Source organism: Nocardia sp. CC227C (assembly GCF_030767025.1).
In the GTDB taxonomy this organism is placed as follows: domain Bacteria; phylum Actinomycetota; class Actinomycetes; order Mycobacteriales; family Mycobacteriaceae; genus Nocardia.
Genome location: NZ_JASITE010000003.1, coordinates 13,156 through 34,541, shown reverse-complemented (window position 1 = coordinate 34,541; position 21,386 = coordinate 13,156). Strand labels below are relative to the sequence as shown.

The window sequence follows — 21,386 nt, the reverse complement described above, 5'->3', positions numbered from 1 at the left end:
GGGCGTTACGGCCTTACCTATCTGCGACGTTCCCCGCCGCGGCCCGGCCACACCCGCTCGAGCTGGGCGAACGCCATATGGCGAACGCTAATTCTGATACGGATTCCGCAACAGGTGGTCCACCACGCGGCGGCCGACGGTGTACTGATTCTCCAGCGCCAGCGCGAAACCCGGCCCGGAGTGGTCCAGATGCGCCACCACGGACCGGCCGGGGAAGGGCTGGTCGAAGTTACTGACGGTGCGCAGCGACAGGTAGCGGTCGAGGTAGCCGAAACCGTTCAATGCCGTCGCGGTGGCGTTGTCCTCCATCTGGGTGGTGCAGTACACGCCCTCGCCCTTGCTGCGCACGCCCATGATGTAGCGGGCGGTATCGGAGGGCACCTTGCCGGAGAAGTAGTCGTCACCGGTCATGGTGTCGCAGATCCGCACATCCGGGGTGCGCCCGGCCTGGCCCGGGTACTGCGCGCGTTCGGCGGCGGCCTCGGGACTGTCGGCGAGGGTGGCCTCGCGGGTGAGTTCGTAGGCGGTCTCGACGAGGGCGTCGTCGAGGCGGTAGGCGGCGGTGTTGTAGTCCTCCACCGGGAGGAAGCCGAACGGCACCTCGGGTGCCTCGGCCGGATCGAGGTGATTGCCGAGATCGAAGTCCACCACCCAGCGGGCCCAGGCCGCGGAACCGAGCGTGCCCTGATCCGGCGGCGTGCCCGCGATTCCGGCGGTCAGGAACCAGGCGTGCGAGAAATCGAACTTCGGGCTGGCGAGAATGGCGGTCATGGTGGTGGCGGCATTGGATTTGCCCTGCCCGGTCTCGGCCACGCACAGACCGTCGCCATTGCATGTGACCGGTTTGTACGCACCGGGCACCTCCACCGTGGTGGACGGCTGCTCGCGCCGCAGCCATACCTCGGACTCCGGGTCGAACATGGTGATCACCAGGACGCCGACCTCGACCCGGTCGGGGCCGTCGTCGGTTCCGGAGCAGCCGGTCAGGGCCAGCACGGCCACGCCGAGGGCGATGGCGAACTTTCGGCAACGGTGCGTCATCGGGTCAGCATAAGCACACCGAGGCGCGGCGGCGGGGCACGCCACCGCGCCGATTCCGACGATTCAGACGATTCAGACGCGTTCGGTTTCGCGCACCTCGTGCTGGCTTCCGGTGCCCCAGCCCACGTGCGCCTCCGCGCGCATGCGGTCGATCATGTGCGGGTAGTGCAGCTCGAACGCCGGGCGCTCGGAGCGGATGCGCGGCAGCTCGTAGAAGTTGTGCCGCGGCGGCGGGCACGAGGTCGCCCACTCCAGGGAGTTGCCGTAGCCCCACGGATCGTCCACCGTCACCACCTCGCCGTAGCGGTAGGACTTGAAGACGTTCCACACGAACGGCAGCACCGACGCGCCGAGAATGAACGATCCGATGGTGGAAATGGTGTTCAGCGTGGTGAACCCGTCCATCGGCAGGTAGTCGGCGTAACGGCGCGGCATGCCCTCGTTGCCCAGCCAGTGCTGCACCAGGAAGGTGGCGTGGAAGCCGACGAAGGTGGTCCAGAAGTGCCACTTGCCCAGGCGTTCGTCCAGCATGCGGCCGGTCATCTTGGGGAACCAGAAGTAGATGCCCGCGTAGGTGGCGAAGGCGATGGTGCCGAACAGCACGTAGTGGAAGTGCGCCACCACGAAATAGGTGTCGGACACGTGGAAGTCCACCGGCGGGCTGGCGAGCAGCACACCGGACAGGCCGCCGAAGAGGAACGTGACGATGAAGCCGACCGCGAACAGCATCGGCGTCTCGAAGGTCAGCTGCCCCTTCCACATGGTGCCGATCCAGTTGAAGAACTTCACACCGGTGGGCACCGCGATGAGGAAGGTCATGAACGAGAAGAACGGCAGCAGCACCGCGCCGGTGGCGTACATGTGGTGCGCCCACACCGCCACCGACAGCGCCGCGATGGCGATGGTCGCGTAGATCAGCGTGGTGTAGCCGAAGACCGGCTTGCGGCTGAACACCGGGATCACCTCGGAGATGATGCCGAAGAACGGCAGCGCGATGATGTACACCTCTGGATGCCCGAAGAACCAGAACAGGTGCTGGTAGAGAATGGTGCCGCCGGAGGCCGGATCGTAGATGTGCCCACCCAGGTGCCGGTCGTAGTACAGCGCCAGCAGGGCCGCGGTGAGAATCGGGAAGGCCAGCAGCACCAGGATGCTCGTGACCGCGATGGTCCAGGTGAACACCGGCATGCGGAACATGGTCATACCCGGGCAGCGCAGGCAGACCACCGTGGTGAGCATATTGACGCCGCCGAGAATGGTGCCCAGACCGGAGACGGCCAGACCGAGAATCCACAGGTCCGCGCCGACGCCGGGCGAGTGCACGATGTCCGACAGCGGGATGTAGGCGGTCCAGCCGAAGTCGGCCGCGCCGCCCGGTGTGATGAAACCGGCCGTGGCCATGGTCGCGCCGAACAGGTACAGCCAGTAGCTGAAGGCATTCAGGCGCGGGAAGGCGACGTCGGGTGCGCCGATCTGCAACGGCAGGATGATGTTGGCGAAGCCGAACACGATCGCGGTCGCGTAGAACAGCAGCATGATGGTGCCGTGCATGGTGAACAGCTGGTTGAACTGTTCCGCCGACAGGAACTGCAGGCCCGGCCGCGCCAGCTCGGCGCGCATGAGCAGCGCCATCAACCCGCCGATCAGGAAGAACGAGATGGCGGTGAACAGGTACATCTGACCGAGCGTCTTCGGATCGGTCGTGGTGACCGCGTCACGCAGGAACCCGCCCTTCGGCCTGCCGCGCCGGGGGAACGGCCTGGCGGCCTCGAGGTTCTGTTCGGGTTTTGGAGCTACGGCAGTCACGCACATCCTCCTCGGGAGGGTTTTCGTTGCGAACGATCCGATCGGCACCACAGCAAACGCGGGCACAGCGTACCCACAGCAAATAGATCTTCGCGGAAAACACTCCGATTCGGAAGAAAAGCAACCGAACTGGAAGAAGGGGCCCGTGCCGGTGATGCGCGCGACGGCGCATCACCCGCGCTGGGCGGTCAGGCGCTGAGGGGGCGCCGGAGGCGGTTCTCGGTGAAGCGGTCGGCCAGGAAGGAGAAGGCCCGGGGCGCGAAGCCGAAGGCCCCGGTGAGGTGTTCCAGGCGCGGCATGGTGTGCATCGTGACGTCCACGCCGAGTTCGCGCCAGTCCTCGTAGAGGTTGGCGGTCTGGCTGAACGGGACGATCTGCTCCCCCGTCCCCGCGCCGAGCAGGATCGGCGCGGCGGGCGGAATGGAACCCAGGCGGTTCTCGCGCACGCGGGCGAGGACCTCCGGCACCTCGAGCGGGTGGCGGTGCACGAAGCGCGCCGACTGGGTGGGCAGCACCGCGCCGTAGGCCATGCCGAACGCGAAGCCGGGCACCACGTGGGCGCGGCGCAGCACCGCGGCCAGCATCCGGGCCGAGGGCTTGAGGTGGGAGAGCACCTTCAGTTCGGGGTAGGCGGCGTCGATGCCCATGACCGCCCAGAACAGCAGGAAGGCGAACAGCTTTCCGTCGTGCGCCTCGAACATGCCCTCCAGATCCGCGGGCGGCGAACCCACCGCCCCGCCGACCAGCGGCAGATCGGGCGCGTAGCCGGGCTGCAATTGCAGCGCCCAGCCCGCCGCGCAGCCGCCCTCGGAGTAGCCGCAGATGGCGAGCGGGCCGTCCGGATCCAGTCCCGCGTCCGCCAGTTGCCGGGCCGCCCGCATGCTGTCCAGCACCGACGGACCCAGCGCCCGCCCCATCACATACGGATGGGTGCCGTCGCTGCCGAGCCCGGGATAGTCGGTGATGGCCACTGCCCAGCCGCGCCGCAGCGCCTGCGCGATGAACAGCGATTCGTACTCCAGACCGCGGCTCAGCTGCCACGACGCGGCGGCCACGAAATCGGCCAGCCCCTGGGTGCCGACCGCGTATCCGATCAGCGGCCGCGGCCCGTCGGTGTGCGGGGCCCGCGGCACCAGCACGGTCCCGGTGACCTCGATGGGCGCGCCCTGCGCATTGGTCGACATGTAGCGGATGTGCCAGGCGCGGGCTCGATGCCGCAGTCCGGGAAGCAGATACGCTTTCATCCGCCGCGCCTCCAGCAGTCGCCCGGGCGAATGCTGGTGCGCGGTGAAATCCGAGGTGTTCGGGAACGCGGTCATCATCGATCCGCCTTTCACATCCCGGGCAGGCATGTTCCCCATGGCCTACCCGCCGTACTGCTGTCGCAAGGCCGTGCGGTCGATCTTGCCGGCGGCATTGCGGGGAATCTCCCCCGTGATCATGATGTCACGGGGGCGTTCGAAACGAGAGACGTTGGGATACAGATACTCTCGCAATCGGGTGACGGACGGTGACGATCCGGTCGCGGCCACGACATACGCCACCAGCCGCTGACCGTATTCCTCGTCGTCCACACCCAAGACCGCCACATCCGATACATCGGGATGGGCGGCCAAAACGTTCTCCACGGCTTGGGGATAAACGTTCTCCCCGCCGGAGATGATCATGTCGTCGGAGCGCCCGACCACGAACAGCCGACCCGCGGCATCGAATCGCCCCAGGTCACCGGAGTCGATGAGCCCGGCCACCCGCTGCTTGTCGTGCCCGCTGGAATAGCCCGTGAACCCCTGTGCGCCACCGACGCAAATGCGCCCCGTGCCGCCCGCCGGAACGCGACGACCGGCGGAGTCGAGCACCGCCACCGCGGCACCCGCCACCGGTCTGCCCACGGTCCCCGGCGCGGCCCGCAGCTCCGCGGGCGTGGCCAGCGCGGCGATGCCGATCTCGGAGGAGCCGTAGCCGTTGCACAGCACCTCGCCGAAGACGTCCATGAACCGCTGCGCGAGTGCGGGAGTCAGCGGGGCGGCACCGCACAGCACGGCCGCGAGCGAAGCGGTGTCGTACCGCGCGCGCACCTCCGGCGGCAGGTCCAGCACCCGCTGCAACATGACGGGCACGACCGCCCATGCCTCCGCGCGCCGAATGTCGGTGGCGGCCAATGCCGCCTCCGGGTCGAAGCGGCGGCGCAGCACCAGGGTCCCGCCGAGCGACAGCCCGAGCGCCAGCACCGCCAGCCCGAAGCCGTGGAACAGCGGAATCCCGACCACGATGGTGCTACCTCCGCGCAATCCCAGCCGGTGCAGCGCGCTCAGCCCCGGGCCGAGGAACGACCGCACCGACGGCCGCCGTGGCACGCCCTTGGGCGCACCGGTCGTCCCGGAGGTGAGAATGACGATGCGCCCCGGCCGAATCCGCCCCGGCGCGCGATGCCCCAGCCGGATCAACTCCTCCAGGGTGCACTCCGCCCCACCCGCGCCGACCAGAAGAGGGCCGCGATAGCCTGCGGCGCGGACCTTCTCGATGAATTCCGCATCGCATATCAAGACCGAGGCGCGTTGCTCGGACAGGGTGCGGCGCAGCGCGTCGGCGTGGAATTCGGTATTGCACAGCACCATATCCGCGCCGCACAGGGCGGCGGCCAGCGCGGCTTCCACGAAGGCGCGGCCGTTGCGGCACATCACCAGTACCGGATCGCCGTGGCCGACACCGTATTCGGTGCGCAGGCCGCCCGCGAGGGCCCGCACCCGATGGTGCAGGGTCGCGAAGGTGAGCGGGCTGCGCTCGTCCACCAGGGCGATGCGGTGCGGCCAGCGGGCGGCCGAGATACTCAGCAGGGTGGCGATATTCGGCCCGCGCCATACCGCACCTGCCATGCGTGCCAGCGCGGGCGGAGTCATCGGGGCCAGGATGCCGGATCTGGTGACCGCCGCGGCGACCTCGGCCAACGGCGCGGTCATGACGACTTCCCAAGCGCCGCATCGGTATCGCGGGTGAACCGGGTCCAGCCGCGCATGAGCAGGTCCATCGCGCCCGGCGCGGCGGCCGAAGCCACCCCGGCGGGCCACACCCACCACGGCTCGATACCGCGCGGCCGCCGCACGATGGCCCGCGCCACGATCTGCGCAGCCTCGTCCGGGAACAGGCCGGGCAGGGCACGCATGATCGGCGTGGGCGCACTCATCCGGGTGTAGATGAGCGCCATATAGATGGTGGTCACGGTGACCCCGTCGCGCCGGATCTCCGGGCTCACGCTGCGCAGCCAGGTGTCGAAGGCCCCCTTCGACGCCTGATACGCACCCCAGCGCGGGCCGGGCGCGATGCGCACGCCGATGGTGGAGACGTTCACGATGTGCCCGCCGCCGCGCTCCCGCATGGCGGGCAGCAGCCCCAGCAGCAACCCGATCGGGCCCAGATAGTTGATGTCGATGGTGCGTTCGAAGTCGTGGAATCGGTCGTATTGCAGATGCAGGGAGCGGCGCAGGGATTTGCCCGCGTTGCTGACGATCACGTCCGGCGCGCCGTGCCGCTCGGTGATCGTCTTGGCCAGCTCCGCCACCGCCGTCTCGTCGGACAGGTCGGCCGGACAGGCGACGGCCCGGCCGCCCTCGGCCTCGATCTCGGCGGCGAGGGCTTCCAGCCGGTCGGCGGTGCGGGCCACCAGCAGCACCGTGGCACCGGACGCGCCGAGCAGCCGCGCGGTGGCCGCGCCCAAGCCGTACGACGCGCCGGTGACCAGCACGGTCCGCCCGGATACCGCGGCGCGCAATGCTTCCGGGTCCCGCAGCCGCGGCGGGTTCACCACCCGGTCGGCCGCGCCGCGGGCGGTGTGGACGACGTTGTCCCACAGACTCATCGCTGTCTCTCCTCGATGGCGCGCTCCCCCGCCGTACCGGCGAGCCCGACGGCGAGGGTGCGCGCGGCGAACCGCACCAGTTCCTCCCAGCCGTAGGCGTGCAGGTACTGGCGGACGCTGGTGAAGTGATCGGCCAGGCCGTTGATCGAGGACCACAGCAGCACCAGCGCCGGGCCGAATTCGTCCTCGGGGGTGTCGTGGCCGCCCAGCCGCACCACCGCCCGGCGGGTCACGGCGAGCACCCGTCCCGCCGCGGCGGCCAGCACGCCGCCCACCTCCGGGTCCAGGTGGACCTCACCGGCGAGCACGCTCCAGACGTTCAGTTCCCGCCCGTAGACCCGGTAGACATCGAGGTATTCGGTGGCGACGGCGACATACAGGTCCTCGGCGTCGTCCGCGGCGGCGCACACGGGTTCGATGGTGTCGGCGAATTCGTGCAGGCGCTGCGCGTAGAGCGCCGCGTACAGCGCTTCCTTGGTGGCGAAGTAGGTGTACACGGTGCCGGGGCTGATCCCGGCGCCCTTGGCCACGTCCCGCATCTGGAGGGCCCCGAAGCCGTGTTCGATCAGCAGGGCGCGCCCGGCGTCGAGAATGTCGCGTCGGCGCGCGTCGCGGTCACCCCATTTGGCCATGCCGCCGCTCCGTTTCTGAACACGGTTCATATTGAACAAGGTTCAGAATGCCCGTAACCGGGCTTCACGTCAACCCCCCGGGCCACCGCACACCGGCCCGGCCACCCGCGATCGTGTCGCGATACAGAAGGTCGTGGGTAATTCTCATATTCCTTGTCGGGCAAGGAATTACCATTGAATATGTGCACAGCACACTGGAGGCGGCACGCCGTCATCTGATCGGAGTGGATCCGGACGCACTTCTGCATTCGCGCAACCGGCTCGCCGAAACCGGTATCGCGCGTCTGGGATTCCTGCTGCCCTATCGCGTGAAGCGGGCGCTGGCCGCGGAGGCGCTTGCCCTCGTCGAGCACCACCGGCGATGGGGCGAACAGCTGCCCATCGAGTCGGCGCCGACGTCGTACGGCATCGACATCCCGGCGCGGACCATCGACACGCACGCCGTGCTGATCCCGCAGCTCTACGACTGTGATGCGCTGCGGCACAAGCTTTCCACGGTGGCGGCCGAGACGGTGCTGCCCCGCCCGGACGCACCCCGCTACGCGATCGCCCGGCGGCACCACGACGAGCCGTGCCAATGGCATTGGGACGACTACTCTTTCGCCTTCGTTCTGGTGGTGGAATGTCCGCCGCTGGCGGAAGGCGGATTCGTCCAGACCGTCGCGCACACCCGCCGCTCGCACTATCGCGAGGACATTCATCGCACCCTCACGCGAAATCCCATTCGCTCCTGGGAATTGCAGCCCGGCGACCTGTACCTCATGCGCACCGCCAGCACCCTGCACCGCGTATATCCCTTCGAGCACGGCCATCGCACCATCGTGAGCATGAGCTTCGCGGCGCGCGGCGATCCGGAGCGGGTGCGCACCGCGCGGGCGAGCGCCCGCCCCGCCCCCGACACGCCCGGACCAGGTTTGATCGCGGGTGAAGCGGCTATGACGAATCAAGTACCGTGATAGCCTCGTTCACTGATACGCAGCGGGGGGCAGTGTCGCCGAACCGTACTCCCGGGCAACATCTGCCCCACCCGGCACAGGCGATGACACATGGATCTTCTCAACCCCATCGACGCGATCTTCCTGGGCATCGAATCCCGTGAGCACCCGATGCACGTGGGCGGCTTGCAGCTGTTCGAACCGCCCGCCGACGCCGGGCCGACGTTCACCCGCGACGTGTTCCGCCGGATGACCTCGGCGACCGACGTGCGCACCCGCTTCCGCCGTCATCCCAGCCGCGGTCTGTTCGGCGGCTTCTCCAGCGTGTCCTGGCACCACGCCGACGAGGTGGACCTGAGCTACCACCTGCGGCGTTCGGCCCTGCCCGCGCCCGGCGGCATGTCCGAACTGCTGGACCTGACCGCCCGCCTGCACGGACAGCTGCTGGACCGGCACCGGCCGCTGTGGGAGGCGCGGCTCATCGAGGGGCTCGACGACGGCCGGTTCGCGGTCTACATCAAGATCCATCACGCCCTCATCGACGGCGTCTCCGCCATGCGCCTGCTGCAACGCACCCTCACCGATGATCCGCTCGATACCGAACTGCGGGTGCCGTGGACCATGGGCGCTCCGGCCCGGCCGCACGCCGAACCGGTGAGCCCGTGGCAGCAACTGCGAAAGGCACTGCCGCGCACGGTATCCGGTGCCCGCGCCGCCGTAGGCCCGCTGCGCGGCGTGCTCGACGGCCGCCTGGAGCTGCCCATGACCGCGCCGCCCACCATGTTCAACGTGCCGATCGGCGGAGCGCGCCGGATCGCGGTGCGGTCATGGCCGATGGAGCGGATCAATGCGGTGCGGACCGCCACCGGCGCCACCGTCAACGATGTCGTGCTGGCCATGAGCTCCGCCGCACTGCGCGAATACCTCATGGACCACGACGCGCTGCCCGACCAGCCGCTCATCGCCATGGTGCCGGTGAACATCCGCACCGAGGCCGAGACCGACGGCAATATCGTGGCCGCCTGCCTGTGCAACCTCGGCACGAATATCGCGGACCCGGTCGCCCGCCTGGAAACCATCAGCACCTCCATGCGCGACGCCAAGCAGATCTTCACCCAGCTTCCGCAGCTGGAGGCCATCGCGCTGTCGGCCCTGCTCATGGCGCCCCTCGGCGTCTCCCTGCTGCCCGGCTTCGACGCCCTGCCCCGGATGCCGTTCAATCTGGTGATCTCCAATGTCCCGGGACCGCGCACCCCCGTCTACTTCCAGGGCGCGCGCCTGGACGCCAACTACCCCCTCTCGATCCCCTTCGAGAGCCAGGCCATGAACATCACCCTCAACACCAATGGCGACAACCTCGATTTCGGCATCGTCGGCTGCCGGCGCGTCCCGCACCTGGACCGGCTGCCCGAACATCTGGAGAGCGGCCTGGCCGAACTCGAGAAGGCGGTGGCCTGACCCGGCGGCCGGGTGTCCGGCTGCCGCCATCCGGGCTCGCCTACGCTGTCCTGCGTGGATGTGGAGTGGGCCGATCTGCGCGAACAGTGTCTGATCACCGAGGACGACGCCGTACTCGCGCTGAACAAGCCCGCCGGGATCTCCGTGACCGGGGAGCGGCACGACACCGACATGGTGGACATGGCGGCGGCGCAGGGGGAGAAACTGTACCCGGTGCATCGGATCGACAAGGTCACCTCGGGGCTGGTGCTGCTGGCCAAGGACCTGAAGGCGCACGGGCAGCTCACCCGGCAGTTCAACAAGCGGACGGCCGAGAAGGCGTACCTGGCGATCACCGCGACCACCGGCCTGCCCGAGCACGGTGTCATCGACCTGCCGTTGAGCGTCGGGCGCAAGAACCGGGTGCGGATCGCCGCGCCCCGCGAGCGCATTCGGTGTGACGCGGACACCTGGACCGTCGATGCGGCGGATGTGCTGGCGGGCAAGAACTATCCCTCGGTCACCGAGTTCACCACCCTCGCCGTGACCGATGCGCACACGGTGCTCGCCCTGCGGCCGGTCACGGGGCGACGGCATCAGATCCGGGTGCATCTGGCCTGGATCGGGCATCCCATCGTGGGCGATCCGCTGTTCGACCGGTCGGGGACGCACCCGCGCACCCATCTGCACTCGTGGCGGCTGCGGCTGGACGCCGACTGGCGCACCCCGCCGGTGCTGGATCTGCGGGCACGGCCGGACGCGGATTTCTGGACGGTCGGCGGGGCGCGCGTCATCGCCGATCCCGAGGCGCTGTGGGCCGCGGAATAGCTCGACGACCGGGCGGTAGCCGACACCTATAAGCGGTGTCGAGGCTCACCGAGACCTGGGGAAACCGGGTCAACTACGCTGGAAAACGTGCCTCCCGCGGCACGTCGGGCGCAATGGCGCGATCCACAGCAGAAAGCGAATGCCGATGGTTCTGTTGGCACACCTCAGTGACACCCACTTCGATACCCGAGGCCGCAACAGCGAACGCGCCGAACGTGTCATGGCCTTCCTCGCCGAGCTGCCGACGCGCCCCGACGCCATTCTCGTCTCCGGCGACATCGCCGACGAAGGCACCGCCGAGGAATACGAACAGGCGCGCGCCGTGTTCCACGGCGCCGACGTGCCCGTTCTCCTCCTGCCCGGCAACCACGACGACCGGGGCACCATGCGCGAGATCCTGTTCGGCGAGGCCCCCGGCTACCAGCCCATCAACCAGGTGCATCGCGTCAAAGGGCTGACTGTCGCCATGCTCGACTCCAGCATCCCCGGCAAGAGCGAGGGCCTGCTCGCGGACGAGACCTATGCGTGGCTGGCGAATCTGCTCGCCGCCACGCCCGCCGACGACACCGTGGTCATCGCCATGCACCATCCGCCGGTGCCGATCAAATCCACGGTGGTGGACCCGATTCCGCTCACCAACCCGCAGCGGCTGGCCGAGATCGTCGCCGGGGACGACCGGATCGCGGGCGTGCTCACCGGGCACGCGCACGTGCCCGTGCACACGATGTTCGCCGGGAAGCAGCTGGCGATCGCGCCGAGCGTGGCCTCCTTCATCGGGTGCGAGTGGGAGGTCGGCGTCCCCGGCCGGGTGCCGATCGATTTCGCGCCGGAGCCCTCGCTGTACTTCCACGCCGTCGAAGACCGCCGCCTGCTGACCTCGCTGCGACCGGTGCCCATGGGCGGCCGGCTCACCGAACCGCTGTAGTGACCCGGTTGCGGCGGTAGACCGACGGTGTCGTGCCGGTCCAGCGCTTGAAGGCGTGGATGAAGGTGGACGCCTCCGCATAACCCAGTCGAATCGCCACGTCGCTCACCGAAAGCGGTGTGGCGGTGAGCATTTCCTCGGCCAACGCCCGCCTGACCTCGTCCAGCAGCGCCCGGTAGCTGGTACCCGCCGCATCCAGGTGCCGGCGCAGTGTCCGGGTGCTCATATTGAGATCTCGTGCCACGGAGTCGATTCCGGGCGGCGTGGCGAATCCGTCCACCCCGCCGCGCGGCACCAGCCGCTCCCGCACCTCCGCGGCGATACCGGTGCGGGCGCGCCGCCGCGACACCAGATCCCGGCACTGCGCCAGGCACATGGCCCAGGTGGACTCGTTGGCCTGCGGCAGCGGCTGTTCCAGCTCCACCGGATCCAGCGCGAACAGGTTGTGCGGCTGCTCGTACGCCGGTGTCACCCCGTAGATGTCGGTGATCAGCTCGGAACCCGCGGGGGCCGGGAAATCGAACTCCGCCCGCACCAGGGCGACCTTGCGACCCAACAGATCGCAGAGCATCTGATGCATGGCGGTGACATCGCGCTGCACCAGAAACCGCCGCACATCCGCGGGCACCCGCTCATCGTGCACCCGGGCGACGAACTCACCGGGCCGCCACCGCGCCACCGGAATGCAGAAGGTGAAGCTCAACTCCAGATACCGCAGCGCGAACGAGATCGCCTCCCCGAGCGTCGGGCTGCTGACGCAGGCGAACCCGAAGATCCCGAACGTCGTGATCCGATACCGCCGCCCCACGTCCACCCCGAGCAGCGGCTCGTCCCCCAGCTCCCGCACCAGATTCCGCACCACCGCCAGTTCGGTCCGGGCGTCGATCTGCAGATCCGGATCGGCCAATGTCGCCGCGGTCAGCCCGGTCCCCCGCAGCATCCGCTCCTCGGCCACCCCCCGCTCCCGGGCATACCCCACCATCAACGCCGCACTGGCGACTCCCCGCGGAAAGTCCCAGTCCCGAATCTCCGGCTCCTGCACCGTGCCCATCCGAGCATTGTGGCCGAAAGTCTCAATCAGAACTAGTCCGGGTGGGAGTGTCGGCGGGCGATCAGCCGAGCAGCGCGTGCGTCGCGGTGTAGCCGAGCAGGGTCGCGCCCAAGCCGACGGTGACGTTGACGGCGACATTGCGGGCGGCGTGGCGGTAGGCGCCGGATTCTGCGAGGCGGAGGGTTTCGTAGCTGAAGGTGCTGTAGGTGGTGAGGGCGCCGCAGAGGCCGGTGGACAGGAACGCCGTCCAGGGGGCGGCGAGCGCGGCGGCGGTCAGGACGCCCAGCAGCAGGCAACCGGTGAGGTTGACCGTCGTGGTGCCCCAGGGGAAGACGGTGGCGTGCCGGGATTGGACGGCACGGTCGGTGAGGTAGCGCAGGGGCGCGCCGAGCATGGCGCCGAGGACGACCAGCAGCGCGGTCACGACATCACCCGCCGCCGACGGACGATTCGGTGGACCCGGCGGGTCAGCACCACCGCGGCCGCCGTGGCGGCCAGAGCGCAGAGCAGGGTCAGGGCGAGGTAGGCGAAGGCCGTCGCGACCGTTTCCGGGGTGAGCAGGACGCGGAAGTCGTTGGCATAGGTGGAGAAGGTGGTGAAGCCGCCGAGGACGCCGACGCCGAGGAAGGGACGCAGCAGCGGGTGGGCGGGGCGGATCTCGGTGATGACGACCATCAGTACGCCGATGAGGAAACAGCCGAGGACATTGGTGGCGAAGGTCGCCCACGGGAAGCCGCCCGGCGCGGTGGGCCAGAGCTGAGCCAGCGCGTAGCGCGCCAGCGCGCCGATACCGCCGCCCAGGGAGACCGCGATCAGGACCGCGCCGTGGGAATGCGACAGTTCGCGGCGCTGCTCGGGTTGGCGGATGTCGACATCGGGGTCGATCGCGTCGTACGCGGTCAGCTCACCGGACACAGGCGTCTCCTACTCCATCACCGCAGGGGTGTCTCTGGGGTAGGGACTGTTGGTGGAATCCACGGTTGTTCGGAGCCGTTCGGCCCGAGCGGCGAGCCCCACCGCCGCAATGCGAATCAGCATACCGCGCGACCCCCGGGTGGGGGTCGCCGGTGGGTGAGATCACCGAAGCGCGGCTCCCGGCAGATTGGCCGAACTTCTCGATCGGCTCGCGCCAGGTCGGATTCTAGAGTGGAGAGCAACCTAGTGTGAGGAGCGCCACAATGCCGTCCGTGATCATCATCGGGGCTGGATTCGGCGGGTTGGGCATGGCGATCGAGTTGCAGCGCAACGGATTTCGCGAGTTCACCATCCTGGAGAAGGCGCAGGACCTGGGTGGGGTGTGGCGGGAGAACACCTATCCGGGGGCGGCGTGCGATGTGCCGTCACCGCTGTACTCGTTCTCCTACGAGGCCAAACCGGATTGGCCGCAGCGCTATTCGGGGCGACGCGACATTCATGCCTATCTGTGGGAGGTGGCGCGGCGGCACGGACTGCTGGAGTCCATCGTGTTCGGCGCGGAGGTGACCGAGGCCGAGTTCGACGAAGCCAGCGGCCGGTGGACCGTGCTGACCGGCGACGGCGTCGCGCGGACCGCGGATGTGCTCGTTTCCGCGGTGGGACAGCTGTCGCGACCCGCCTGGCCCGCGATTGCGGGGATCGACACCTTCGCGGGCGAGTCGTTCCATTCGGCGTTGTGGGATCACGACGTGGACCTGAACGGCAAACGAGTGGCCTGCATCGGCACGGGAGCCAGTGCGGTGCAGTACATTCCGGAGATCCAACCCGCGGCGGAGCGGCTGACGCTGTTTCAGCGGACCCCGGCGTGGGTGCTGCCGAAGTTCGACACCGACTACACGCCGGTACATCACCGGGTGCTGCGACGGATTCCGGGAATGCCGCTGGCCGAGCGGGTTTCGTGGTGGCTCGTCGGGGAGACGGTGGCGCTCGGGCTGGTGGAGTTCCCGGGCATCGCGCGGTTGGTGTCGCGGATCGCGGAGAAGCACCTCGAGGAACAGGTGCCCGATCCGGAACTGCGCGCCGCGCTCACGCCGGACTATCCGATCGGCTGCAAGCGGGGACTGTTCTCCAACGACTACTACCCGGCGCTGACCCAGCCCAATGTGGAGCTGGTGACCGCGCCGATCGCCGAGATCGTGCCGGAGGGCGTGCGCACCGCCGACGGCATCCTGCACGCCGCCGACGTGATCATCTACGGCACCGGATTCAAGGGCACGGAGTTCCTGTGGCCGATGAAGATCCGGGGGCGGGGTGGCCGGAACCTGGCCGATGTGTGGGCCGACGGGGCACACGCGTATCTGGGGATGACGGTGCCGGAGTTCCCGAATCTGTTCCTGGTGTACGGCCCGAACACCAATCTCGGCGTGGGCTCCATCATCTACATGCAGGAGTCGCAGGCCCGCTACATCCGCGGTGCGATACAGGTGTTGGCCGAGCATCCGGGCTGCACCCTGGAGGTGCGGCCGGAGACCGAACGCGCCTTCAATATCGCGCTACAGCAGCGGCTGGCCCTGACGCCGTGGAACTTCTGCACCAGCTGGTACCGCAACGAGGCCGGGAAGATCACCAACAACTGGCCGGGGACGACGCGCAGCTATCGGCGGCGGACCCGGAAGGTGCTGCCGCAGGACTACCTCCTCACCCGGGTCCGCTAGCCGCCGAGGTCACCGCCCGCGTTCACCACGACAACTCGGCGCACCGGCGCGCCGAGTCCGCGCCCTCGACCTGCAGGGTCGCGTGCTCGATGCGGAAATCGTGCGCCAGCACGTGCTGGGCGGCGAGCAGCACGTCGTCGCCGGTGTGCCCGCCCGCCACGGTGATGTGCGCCGAGGCCACCTCCATGCCGGAGGTCAGCGTCCACACGTGCAGATCGTGCACATCGGCGACGCCGGGCACGGCCTGCAGGGCGGCGGCGATCTGCTCCACATCCAGATTCTCGGGGCTGTGCTGGAACAGGATGCGCAGCGATCGGCGCGCCAGCACCCAGGTGCGGGGCAGCACCCACAGGCCGATGGCCACACCGATGATCATGTCCGCGTAGCGCCAGCCGGTGGTGAGGGTGATGACCGCCGAGATCAGCACGCCCACCGAGCCGATGAGGTCGGCGAACACCTCGAGATACGCGCCGCGCACATTCAGGCTCTCCTTCGCACCGGATCGCAGCAGCAGCGCCGACGCGATATTGGCGAACATGCCCAGCGTGCCCACGATGAGCACCGGCCAGCCCGGCACCTCCGGCGGCTCGCCCAGTCGCGCGATGGCCTCGTAGAGCACGTAGATCGCGACGCCGAACAGCAGCACGGCGTTGGCCAGCGCCGCCAGCACCTCGGCGCGGTAGTAGCCGAAGGTCCGGGTGTAGGTGGGGCGGCTGCGCTTGGCCAGCAGGATCGCCGACAGCGCCATGCCGACGCCGACGACATCGGTCAGCATGTGCGCCGCATCGGAGAGCAGCGCCAGCGACGAGGTCCAGAAGGCGACCACGAACTCGGCCACCATGAAGACGACCGCGATGCCCAGCGCCATCACCAGGCGGCTCAGATACTTCCCCGACGCGCTCTCCGGCGCGATGCCATGCGAATGATCGTGTCCCACGATGATCCAAACTATGCATAGTTGCGCATGAATGCAACACCTACGGCCGAACGAATTCGGCACACCCGCCTCCCCGGCGACCACGGCGGACAGGCCGGGCACGGGTCGGTACGTGCACACCCGTGCACACGGCAGACTGGGTGCGTGACTGTTTCGCCCGGAGCTCCCGTACCGCACGGCCCGCTGCGCCCGATCGAACTCGCCACCGGTGCGGTGCTCGGCGGGGCGACCGTCGGCTTGGTGACCGTCGGGTCGGTGGTGCCGTTCGCCGCCGCGCTGCAATTGGTGGCGGCCGTGCCGATGGGACTGCTCGCATACCGGCACCGGGTGCGGGCGCTGAGCACCACCACGGTGGCGGCCACCCTGGTGACCTTCGTGGCGGCCGGCATCGTCCCGGCGCTCAACCTGGCGTCGGTGGCGGTGATCGGCGGCATCATCGGCGTGGTGAAACGGCGGCGCGGCGGACTGCTCGCGGTGCTGGGACTGTCCACCCTGGCGGGACTGGCTGGGGCATCGTTCTCCATCGGATTGCTGCTGCTGTTCTCCCGGGCACGCCAACTGTTGTTCGACACTATCCGCAATACCGCCGCCGGACTGGAGAAGATCTTCGCCAGCGAGTCCACCCTGGCACCGCTCGGCCACGCCATCGCCGATCTCACCGATACGGTGCTGCGCTGGTGGTGGGCGTGGATCGCGGGCGGCGTCCTGGCGGGAGTCGTCACCAGCGGCCTCATCTCCTGGTACGTACTCGGCTCGGTGCTGGAGCGGCTGTCCTGGCTGCCCGGCCGCGACCTGCTGGACGCCCCCGCCGACGACCGCCCCGTCGCACCGCTGCCGGTCAGCCTGCGCCAGGTGTCGTTCCGGTACCCGGGTGCGCGCACCCCCGCGCTCCAGGACATCGACCTCACCGTGCGGCTCGGCGAATTCGTGGCGGTGGTCGGGCACAACGGCTCCGGCAAATCGACGCTCACCCGGATCCTCGCCGGACGGCCGCCGACCTCCGGCAGCGTCACCCGCCCCGGATCCGCGGGCCTGGGCGTCACCGGCGGCACCGCGCTGGTGCTCCAGCGGCCCGAGAGCCAGACCCTCGGGGTCCTCGCCGCCGACGACGTGGTGTGGGGACTGCCCACCGAGATCGCCGCCACCGTCGACGTCGAGGGACTGCTGGCCGAGGTCGGGCTCGGCGGGATGGGAGACGCGGAGACCGCGACCTTGTCCGGCGGACAGCAGCAGCGCCTGGCCGTCGCCGCCGCCCTGGCACGCCGCCCCACCCTGCTCATCGCCGACGAGGCCACCGCCATGATCGATCCGGGGGGCCGACGCGAACTGGTCGCTCTCCTGGCCGACCTGCCGAAGCGACACGACATGGCGGTGGTGCTGGTGACCCATCACGAGGCCGACGCCGCCGTGGCCGATCGCGTCGTGCATCTGCGCGACGGCCGCGCCGTCGACCACCTGCCCGCCTGGCCGCGCCCCGTCCGCGAGCCCCGGCGGCGGCCCATCGGCGAACCCATCCTGCGTCTGCGCGGTCTGCGCCACACCTACAATCGCCGAACGCCTTGGGAGGCACCGGCATTGCACGGCATCGACCTCGACGTGTATCGCGGGGAGGCGCTGCTGATCGTGGGCGGCAACGGATCCGGCAAATCCACCCTCGCCTGGATCATGGCCGGACTCACCGCGCCCACCGAGGGCACCTGCATGCTGTTCGAACCCACCGGCCCCCGCCCCACCCACCGCCGAATCGGAGCCGTGCAGTTGGCATTTCAGCATTCCCGCCTGCAATTGCAGCGCCAGACGGTCGGCGCGGAGATCGAGGACTGGGGCGGACACGGCACCCTCGCCATCGGCCGCGCCCTGGACGCCGTGCGGCTGGACCGTGCGCTGGCCACCCGCTCCATCGAGGAACTCAGTGGCGGACAGGCGAAACGGGTGGTGCTGGCGGCCATCGCGGCCAGCCGCCCCCAGGTGGTCGTCTTGGACGAACCACTGGCGGGACTCGACCCCGAGGGGCGCGCGGACGTGGTGGAACTGCTCGGGCGGCTGCGGGATTCCGGGCTCACGCTGATCGTCATCTCCCACGATGTCGACGACATGGCCGTACTGTGCGACCGCACCGTGCATCTGAGCGGCGGGCGGATACTCGAACCCCCCGCTCCCCCGGCGCGATCCGCGCCACCGCGGCACCCCTACCCGACGAACCAGCCGGAGGCTTGGCGATGAGCGGCCCGATCCTGCGCGAAGTCCCGGTGGCGAGCCCGGTGCACCGACTGTGGGCCGGCACCAAGATGATCGCCGCCTTCGCCGTCAGCATATTGCTCATGTTCATTCCGTCCTGGCCGGTCCTGGGCATCTGCGTGGCCTTCCTGGCGGCGGTGTGGATCACCGCGCGGCTGCCGTTGGGCACCCTGCCGCGCTTTCCCTGGTGGTTCTGGGCCGGGCTGCTGCTCGGCGCGCTGATCAACCTCCCCATCGGCGGCGCGGCGGTGCTGCGCTATCTCAATGTGGCGGTATTCGGGCTCATCCTGCTGAGCGCCTCCTTCCTCATCGCCTGGACCACGCCCATGGGGGAGATCGCGCCCGCACTCGCCAAACTCGGCGCGCCGCTGCGGCGGATCGGGTGGACGCGGCGCGGTGTGCGGCACGCGGTGCCGGTGGACGAATGGGCGGTCGTGGTGGCGCTGACGCTGCGCGGACTGCCGCTGCTGCTGGAGGAGATGCGGATTCTGCGGGCCTCCCGGAAACTGCGGCCGAGCAACGGGATGTTGCAGCGGGCCGCGAACCCGCTGGTGGATATTCTCACCGCGGCGCTGGCGGTCTCCACGCGGCGGGCGGGCGAACTCGGCGAGGCGATCACCGCGCGCGGAGGCACCGGAGAACTCACGGCGCGACCCAGCGCGCCGGGCCGAAGGGATATATACGCGCTCGCTATCGTCGGTGCCGTCTGCGCGGGTGCGATCCTGGTCGACGTGCTGGTCTGAGTGGATTTCGCGGCGGTGCAGATTCCGCTGCATCCCAAGCGTTTTGTCCACTGACCTCGGTCTGGGCCGAAAATCATACGGCGTGTCGGTGGGGCGCGCTACCGTTGGCGATTGAAGATCGGATGAGGGATCACGATGCGATTCGCATCACGGTCGCATGCGCGCGAGGGGTGAGGAAATTTCAGCGCGTGCGGCACGCGTTGACAGAACAACCTGATGAAGATTGGACAACCGCAGATGTACCGCAAGATCACGGCTGTTGCCGCACCGGTAATCACCGCCCTCGCCATCGGCACCGGCGCCATGGGCACCGCGCAGGCCGATACCGTCGCGCCCGATATCGGGTACGAGGCCACGTTGGTCGGCAACACCGTCGTCACCACGCTCACCAACGGAACCTTCCAGCTCGCCGGTAACACGGTGAATGTCAACGATGCGGCGGGGCGCACCATGGTGAGCCTGCCGCTGTCGTTCCAGCAGGACGGCACGGAATACGCGCTGCCGCACAACATCAGCGCCGACGCGACCACGCTGTCGCTGACGGCGATCAAGGACGAGTCGACGGCTCGACCGGCCGCGATCAAGCCGGTCGCCTCGCCGAGGGAGAATCTGCTGGCGCAGCAGACCTTCGCCAGCCAGTTCGGAATCGCCACCGCCATCGGCGCCTTCATCGGCACCGCGCTCGGCGCGGCGGTCGGGCTCATCGTTGGTCCGCCGACAGGCTTCTCCAGTGTGATCGCCGGTGCGGCCGTCGGCGGCATTATCGGCACCCTGGTGGTGGGCGGTCCGACGCTGATCATCGCGGGGATCGACCTGATCAACACGCTCATGGCCCCTCCGGGCACCAGCAAGTTCGCCGGGGCCAACTGACGGCACCCGCTCCGCTGGCGGGCAGGCCCGCCCCCGCTGCGTCACTTCTCGGCGCACTCGCGGGGAGCCGGGCTGCCCGCGAAGCGTTCCGACAGGTAGTTCATCGCGCCAACGGATTCCACGAGGGCCGCGGGATTGTGCCCGGGGACCCGCGAGTGCACGGCGACCAGCGTCGCGCCGCCCGCGCAGTATCGATTCCGGAGCGCGGTGAATCCGGCAATGGGGATGACGTCGTCGCCGGTGCTGTGGTAGAGGTACAGCGGCACGTCGGGGGTGGATCCACCCAGCTCCTTGGGTCGGGCGGTCGCCTCAAACACCGGGTGTGACAGGAGATTCGGGACCGCCGAGTAGTTGTCCACCCGGTCGAACGGGTGCCGGACCACCAGGTCCGCACCGCAGGCTTCGGACTCCTCTGCGAGCGCCGCGCGGCCGCGATCGCCGAGCAGGTCGATCAGACCCGAGGCGGGGTCGTTGCGGGCCAGCGACAACACGATGAGCAGGGCAAGTCCGGCCTGGAGGGTGCCGTCAACGCCGCGGGCGACGGCCGGGATGTTCGCCGGCACACCGCCCGCCGTGACCCCGTGCAGCCAGATGTCGGGTGCGTAGGCGGCCCGGAGCTGTGCGGCCCAGAGGGTGGCGAACGCGCCGCCCGAGTAGCCCCAGGCCCCGGTCGGGCTGTCGGAGGTCAGACCCAGCGGGGCGAAGTCGCGGGCCGCCCGGATACCGTCGAGCACACCGCGTCCCGAGGTCACCCCGTCGAAGAAACGCGATTGCGGCCCTTGGTAATCCGAGACCACCACGGCCCAGCCGCGATACAACGCGGCGGCCAGGAACGGAATGTCCAGAAGGGTGTTCACGATGGAGAAGTCGCGGCCGCCGCGCAGGGCGTAGGAGGGCGCGCATCTGGTGCCGAGACTGTCCTCCGCTATCTGGTACGACAGCAGCGGGCGTCCACCGGGATTCGTCCACGCCCCGGGCGGCAGCACGACCGTGGCGACATTCGCGATCGGGACGCCCAGCGCATCGGTACTGCGGTATTGGAGCTGCCAGGCGGCCACCGGCAGCGGTAGCCCGAAGACCGCGATGGGCCGCGAATCCAGCACCGCCCCATTGGCATAGGCCGACAGGTTCACCGGGGGCACGTAGAACGGATCCTCGTCCGGCACCGGGATCTGCGGTCTGGCCAGCGGCGCGACCACCGCGAACACAGCGATCACCACCGCGATCGGGAATGCCCACCAGCCCCTGCCGCCCCGCGCGCATCCTCGAATCCGCGCGCCGCCCTGCCGCATTACGCCTCCAGCGTCGTATCCCACCGACGCTCCAGCTTCATCAGGCCCGTGATCGCCGTACGTACTCCCGGCGCATCGGAGACCCCACGGTACTGCGGACCATCCGGCCTGGTCAATGGACATGCGTGCGCCATCGGCGCGTCTCGCGATCCGGGCGTGGCGGGCGTA

General features: G+C 69.2%; 19 protein-coding genes. 8 read left to right on the top strand and 11 right to left on the bottom strand.

Annotated elements, in window-relative coordinates; genetic code table 11:
* Positions 1 to 87 precede the first annotated feature (87 nt).
* From QMO76_RS06190 to QMO76_RS06165, 6 genes are all read right to left on the bottom strand, one after another.
* Complete coding sequence (locus QMO76_RS06190; protein WP_306360222.1) at positions 88 to 1,041, bottom strand: purine nucleoside permease; 954 nt, start codon at positions 1,039 to 1,041, stop codon at positions 88 to 90.
* Positions 1,042 to 1,113: 72 nt separating this feature from the next.
* Entirely contained in the window at positions 1,114 to 2,847 is a 1,734-nt protein-coding gene (ctaD, locus tag QMO76_RS06185; protein WP_306360221.1) for a cytochrome c oxidase subunit I, read from the bottom strand.
* 188 nt (positions 2,848 to 3,035) lie between these two features.
* Positions 3,036 to 4,169, bottom strand: coding sequence for a lipase family protein (locus tag QMO76_RS06180; RefSeq protein WP_306360220.1), 1,134 nt, complete (start codon positions 4,167 to 4,169; stop codon positions 3,036 to 3,038).
* A gap of 42 nt (positions 4,170 to 4,211) precedes the next feature.
* Complete coding sequence (locus QMO76_RS06175; RefSeq protein WP_306360219.1) at positions 4,212 to 5,804, bottom strand: AMP-binding protein; 1,593 nt, start codon at positions 5,802 to 5,804, stop codon at positions 4,212 to 4,214.
* The gene (locus QMO76_RS06170; RefSeq protein ID WP_306360218.1) at positions 5,801 to 6,700 is read right to left on the bottom strand and encodes an SDR family NAD(P)-dependent oxidoreductase; all 900 of its coding nucleotides are present in this window, start codon (positions 6,698 to 6,700) and stop codon (positions 5,801 to 5,803) included. Before QMO76_RS06170 ends, QMO76_RS06175 begins: the two co-directional genes overlap by 4 nt.
* Positions 6,697 to 7,332 carry a TetR/AcrR family transcriptional regulator gene (locus tag QMO76_RS06165; RefSeq protein ID WP_306360217.1) on the bottom strand — a complete coding sequence of 212 codons (636 nt, stop codon included), beginning with the start codon at positions 7,330 to 7,332 and terminating at the stop codon, positions 6,697 to 6,699. The genes QMO76_RS06170 and QMO76_RS06165 overlap by 4 nt, the downstream gene beginning before the upstream one ends.
* Before the next feature lie 182 nt (positions 7,333 to 7,514).
* Here QMO76_RS06165 and QMO76_RS06160 point away from each other — a divergent pair, with 182 nt between their 5' ends.
* The 4 genes from QMO76_RS06160 (at position 7,515) to QMO76_RS06145 (ending at position 11,457) form a co-directional block, all read left to right on the top strand.
* On the top strand, positions 7,515 to 8,288 hold the full coding sequence (locus tag QMO76_RS06160) for a hypothetical protein (RefSeq protein WP_306360216.1): 774 nt from the start codon (positions 7,515 to 7,517) through the stop codon (positions 8,286 to 8,288).
* A 90-nt stretch (positions 8,289 to 8,378) separates the two neighbouring features.
* Positions 8,379 to 9,725, top strand: coding sequence for a wax ester/triacylglycerol synthase family O-acyltransferase (locus QMO76_RS06155; RefSeq protein ID WP_306360215.1), 1,347 nt, complete (start codon positions 8,379 to 8,381; stop codon positions 9,723 to 9,725).
* 54 nt (positions 9,726 to 9,779) lie between these two features.
* Positions 9,780 to 10,532: an RluA family pseudouridine synthase gene (locus QMO76_RS06150; RefSeq protein WP_306360214.1), complete on the top strand. Its 753-nt coding sequence runs from the start codon at positions 9,780 to 9,782 to the stop codon at positions 10,530 to 10,532.
* Positions 10,533 to 10,671: 139 nt separating this feature from the next.
* Entirely contained in the window at positions 10,672 to 11,457 is a 786-nt protein-coding gene (locus tag QMO76_RS06145) for a metallophosphoesterase (protein ID WP_306360213.1), read from the top strand.
* On the opposite strand, the gene QMO76_RS06140 is transcribed toward QMO76_RS06145, so the two are convergent.
* The 3 genes from QMO76_RS06140 to crcB (QMO76_RS06130) form a co-directional block, all read right to left on the bottom strand.
* Positions 11,441 to 12,508 (bottom strand): AraC family transcriptional regulator, encoded by a 1,068-nt coding sequence (locus QMO76_RS06140; RefSeq protein WP_306360212.1) that lies wholly within the window; start codon positions 12,506 to 12,508, stop codon positions 11,441 to 11,443. The genes QMO76_RS06145 and QMO76_RS06140 overlap by 17 nt on opposite strands.
* 61 nt (positions 12,509 to 12,569) lie before the next feature.
* On the bottom strand, positions 12,570 to 12,932 hold the full coding sequence (gene crcB, locus QMO76_RS06135) for a fluoride efflux transporter CrcB (protein ID WP_306360211.1): 363 nt from the start codon (positions 12,930 to 12,932) through the stop codon (positions 12,570 to 12,572).
* Positions 12,929 to 13,423 (bottom strand): fluoride efflux transporter CrcB, encoded by a 495-nt coding sequence (gene crcB / locus QMO76_RS06130; protein WP_306360210.1) that lies wholly within the window; start codon positions 13,421 to 13,423, stop codon positions 12,929 to 12,931. The genes crcB (QMO76_RS06135) and crcB (QMO76_RS06130) overlap by 4 nt, the downstream gene beginning before the upstream one ends.
* A 263-nt stretch (positions 13,424 to 13,686) precedes the next feature.
* On the opposite strand from crcB (QMO76_RS06130), the gene QMO76_RS06125 reads away from it, so the two are divergent.
* On the top strand, positions 13,687 to 15,138 hold the full coding sequence (locus QMO76_RS06125; protein WP_306360209.1) for an NAD(P)/FAD-dependent oxidoreductase: 1,452 nt from the start codon (positions 13,687 to 13,689) through the stop codon (positions 15,136 to 15,138).
* Between the two features lie 22 nt (positions 15,139 to 15,160).
* Here QMO76_RS06125 and QMO76_RS06120 read toward each other — a convergent pair whose 3' ends face one another.
* Positions 15,161 to 16,075: a cation diffusion facilitator family transporter gene (locus QMO76_RS06120; protein ID WP_306360208.1), complete on the bottom strand. Its 915-nt coding sequence runs from the start codon at positions 16,073 to 16,075 to the stop codon at positions 15,161 to 15,163.
* A gap of 144 nt (positions 16,076 to 16,219) precedes the next feature.
* Between QMO76_RS06120 and QMO76_RS06115 the strand changes: the two genes are divergently transcribed.
* The 3 genes from QMO76_RS06115 to QMO76_RS06105 all read left to right on the top strand — a co-directional run bounded on the left by QMO76_RS06115 (position 16,220) and on the right by QMO76_RS06105 (position 19,926).
* On the top strand, positions 16,220 to 18,298 hold the full coding sequence (locus QMO76_RS06115) for an ABC transporter ATP-binding protein (protein ID WP_306360207.1): 2,079 nt from the start codon (positions 16,220 to 16,222) through the stop codon (positions 18,296 to 18,298).
* On the top strand, positions 18,295 to 19,056 hold the full coding sequence (locus tag QMO76_RS06110) for an energy-coupling factor transporter transmembrane protein EcfT (RefSeq protein ID WP_306360206.1): 762 nt from the start codon (positions 18,295 to 18,297) through the stop codon (positions 19,054 to 19,056). The genes QMO76_RS06115 and QMO76_RS06110 overlap by 4 nt, the downstream gene beginning before the upstream one ends.
* A gap of 216 nt (positions 19,057 to 19,272) precedes the next feature.
* Positions 19,273 to 19,926 carry an ammonium transporter gene (locus QMO76_RS06105; RefSeq protein WP_306360205.1) on the top strand — a complete coding sequence of 218 codons (654 nt, stop codon included), beginning with the start codon at positions 19,273 to 19,275 and terminating at the stop codon, positions 19,924 to 19,926.
* Positions 19,927 to 19,967: 41 nt separating this feature from the next.
* Here the strand turns inward: QMO76_RS06105 and QMO76_RS06100 are convergent, their stop codons facing one another.
* The gene (locus QMO76_RS06100; RefSeq protein ID WP_306360204.1) at positions 19,968 to 21,143 is read right to left on the bottom strand and encodes a lipase family protein; all 1,176 of its coding nucleotides are present in this window, start codon (positions 21,141 to 21,143) and stop codon (positions 19,968 to 19,970) included.
* Positions 21,144 to 21,386 lie beyond the last annotated feature (243 nt).